General features: G+C 69.3%; 2 protein-coding genes and 1 pseudogene. 2 read left to right on the top strand and 1 reads right to left on the bottom strand.

Translation table 11 applies throughout. From position 1 onward, the window contains the following. Positions 1 to 309 (bottom strand): annotated as a pseudogene (locus AC1DXK_RS30575) (hypothetical protein); the annotation flags it as partial. Between the two features lie 362 nt (positions 310 to 671). Between AC1DXK_RS30575 and rpsO the strand changes: the two are divergent. Beyond that, positions 672 to 941, top strand: a complete 270-nt coding sequence (gene rpsO / locus AC1DXK_RS30570) for a 30S ribosomal protein S15 (RefSeq protein ID WP_457108684.1) — start codon at positions 672 to 674, stop codon at positions 939 to 941. Between the two features lie 210 nt (positions 942 to 1151). After that, positions 1152 to 3328: polyribonucleotide nucleotidyltransferase (gene pnp, locus AC1DXK_RS30565; protein ID WP_477299677.1), on the top strand; the 2177-nt coding region annotated here is incomplete at its 3' end.

Genomic DNA, 3328 nt, shown 5'->3' with positions numbered 1-3328 from the left:
CCCCAGGGCCGCCCGGTCGACTGGCCCGCGCAGGCTCCGCAGGGCCGACGGCAGCCCGGCGATGCCCAGCGCGCCGTTCGCGAGCGCCGCTGCCGGCACGCCCGCCACCTGGATCAGCAGGCTGTCGAGGGCGGGCAGGAGCCCGATCCCGAGGAGCGCCGCGCAGAGCAGACGGTCTCCGCGCGCGAGCATGCGGAAGCTGAGTATGCCGGTCAGGCTGCCGACGGCGTAGCCCGGCAGGAGGACGAGGGGGATGCCGAGCAGCGTCGCGGCGGCGACGCCGCACGCATCCGAGAGGGTGCCGTTCATCGCCGGGGCCGGTCGTCGTGCGGACTTCCGGCTACCATGCGGGCGTTAACCGTTCGCGCAGCGCGCCGGAGACGGGGCGGTGCGGGCCGCGATCGCACCCCGGTTCCGCACCGTGAGGCCGGTCCGGCGGGGGCTCGGGAGACGTGCCGCCCTGCGCCGTCGTCGCGAAGGGCGGCCGGCGGGCTGGCATCTCCGATGGTTTCGTGTATGGATCGGGCGGCCTCGACCCGGGTTACCGGGCGGGGCTTGAACCGCTTAGCGCTGTGACCGTGCTGGACGACATCCCGGCACCGGCCGAACGCCGAGCTTGAGCGCCCCGACCAGGGCGCCGCATCCGACCTGCACAACCCGAAAGGCATGCGATGTCGATCACGGCAGAGCGCAAGACCGCGCTCATCAAGGAACACCGCAAGGACGCCAAGGACACCGGTTCCCCCGAGGTCCAGGTGGCGATCCTCACGGAGCGGATCACGAACCTGACCGGCCACTTCAAGACCCACGCCAAGGACAACCATTCCCGGCGCGGCCTCCTGAAGATGGTCTCGCAGCGCCGCTCGCTGCTCGACTACGTCAAGCGCAAGGATGAGGCCCGCTACCGCGCCCTCATCGAGCGTCTCGGCATCCGCCGCTAAGGCGATACTCGCGCGGTTCCGAGCCCGGCTCGGGGCCGCGTTTCACGATCACGGGATGCCGGAATGGGTCCGGCCTCCCGTCAAACGGGCCGCTTCGAGGCGCCGGCATCGGGGCAGGATCGCGCGACACTTCGCCAGCGGAGTGTCGCGCCGTCTTGCCCCCGGGCGGCGCCGGGCTTGGACCCGCCGCAGGCAAGGAAGAGATTGAGAATGTTCGACGTTCAACGCGAAGAGCTGATGTGGGGCGACCGCAAGCTCGTCCTCGAGACCGGCAAGGTCGCCCGGCAGGCCGACGGCGCCGTGGTTGCCACCTACGGTGAGACCTCGGTGCTCGCCACCGTGGTCGCCACGAAGGAGCCCAAGGCCGGCATCGACTTCATGCCGCTCACCGTGAACTACCAGGAGCGGGCCTACGCGGCCGGCCGGATCCCCGGCGGCTACTTCAAGCGCGAGGGCCGTCCGTCCGAGAAGGAGACCCTGGTCTCCCGCCTGATCGACCGCCCGATCCGCCCGCTCTTCGTCGAGGGCTGGCGCAACGACACCCAGGTCGTCGTTACCGTCCTGACCCACGACCTTGAGAACGATCCCGACATCGTCGCGATGGTCGCGGCCTCCGCCGCCCTGACCCTGTCGGGCGTCCCGTTCATGGGTCCGATCGGCGGCGCCCGCGTCGGCTACATCAACGGCAGCTACCGGCTGAACCCCCTGGTCACCGAGACCAAGGAAGAGTCGAGCCTCGACCTCGTCGTCGCCGGCACGCAGGACGCCGTCCTGATGGTCGAGTCGGAGGCCAAGGAGCTCTCCGAGGACGTGATGCTCGGCGCCGTGATGTTCGGCCACAAGCATTTCCAGCCGGTGATCGAGGCGATCATCCGCCTCGCCGAGAAGGCCGCCAAGGAGCCGCGCGACTTCAAGGCCCCCGAGAACGCCGACGTCGAGAAGGCGGTCCTGGAGGTCTGCGAGACCGAGCTGCGCGCCGCCTACACCAAGACCGTCAAGCAGGAGCGCTACGCCGCCGTCGACGCCGTGAAGGCGAAGGTGATGGCCGCCCTCTGCCCCGAGGGCGCCGAGAAGTATCCGGTCGAGAAGGTCAAAGCCGCCTTCAAGGAGGCCCAGTCGAAGGTCGTGCGCTGGAACGTGCTCGACACCGGTTCGCGCATCGACGGCCGCGACCTGAAGACGGTCCGCCCGATCGTCTCCGAGGTCGGCGTCCTGCCCCGCGCCCACGGCTCGTCGCTGTTCACCCGCGGCGAGACCCAGGCCCTCGTGGTCGCCACCCTCGGCACCGGCGAGGACGAGCAGTTCATCGACTCCCTCGACGGCACCTACAAGGAGCGCTTCCTGCTCCACTACAACTTCCCCCCCTATTCCGTCGGCGAGACCGGCCGGATGGGCTCCCCGGGCCGTCGCGAGATCGGCCACGGCAAGCTGGCGTGGMGGGCGATCCGCCCGGTCCTGCCGCCGGCCCACGAGTTCCCCTACACGATCCGCGTCGTGTCGGAGATTACCGAGTCGAACGGCTCGTCCTCGATGGCCTCGGTCTGCGGCGGCTCGCTGTCGCTGATGGATGCCGGCGTGCCCCTGCGCCGTCCGGTTGCCGGCATCGCCATGGGCCTCATCCTCGAGGGTGAGCGCTTCGCGGTCCTGTCCGACATCCTGGGCGACGAGGATCACCTCGGCGACATGGACTTCAAGGTGGCCGGCACGGACGAGGGCGTGACCTCGCTCCAGATGGACATCAAGATCGCCGGCATCACCGAGGAGATCATGCGGGTCGCCCTCGACCAGGCGAAGGAGGGGCGTGCCCACATCCTCGTCGAGATGGCGAAGGCCCTCACGGCCGCCCGTCCGGAGCTCGGCGAGTACGCGCCGCGCATCGAGACCATGCAGATCCCGACCGACAAGATCCGCGACGTGATCGGCACCGGCGGCAAGGTGATCCGCGAGATCGTCGAGAAGACCGGCGCCAAGATCAACATCGAGGATACCGGTATCGTCAAGATCGCCTCGGCCGACGGCAAGGCGATCAAGGCGGCCTACAACTGGATCCGCTCGATCGTGGCGGAGCCGGAGGTCGGCGTGATCTACGACGGCACGATCGTGAAGTGCATGGAGTTCGGTGCCTTCGTGAACTTCTTCGGCGCCAAGGACGGCCTCGTCCACATCTCGGAACTCGCCGCCCAGCGGGTCGCCAAGGTGCAGGACGTCGTCAAGGAAGGCGACAAGGTCAAGGTGAAGTTCCTCGGCCAGGATGACCGCGGCAAGATCCGCCTGTCCATGAAGGTCGTCGACCAGCAGACCGGCGAGGACATCACCGAGAAGGTGAAGGCCCAGCGCGATTCCGAGCGCGGCGACGAGCCGCGCGAGCCCCGCGAGCCCCGCGAGGG

The organism is Methylobacterium sp. P3_A11, from assembly GCF_056403155.1.
The sequence above is the reverse complement of the archived record's forward strand: the minus strand, read 5'-3'. Positions and strand labels throughout refer to the sequence as shown.

What these genes read in the sequence shown, in the direction of transcription:
- rpsO (WP_457108684.1), top strand. Translation starts at nt 672, where the DNA reads ATGTCGATCACGGCAGAGCGCAAGACCGCGCTCATCAAGGAACACCGC.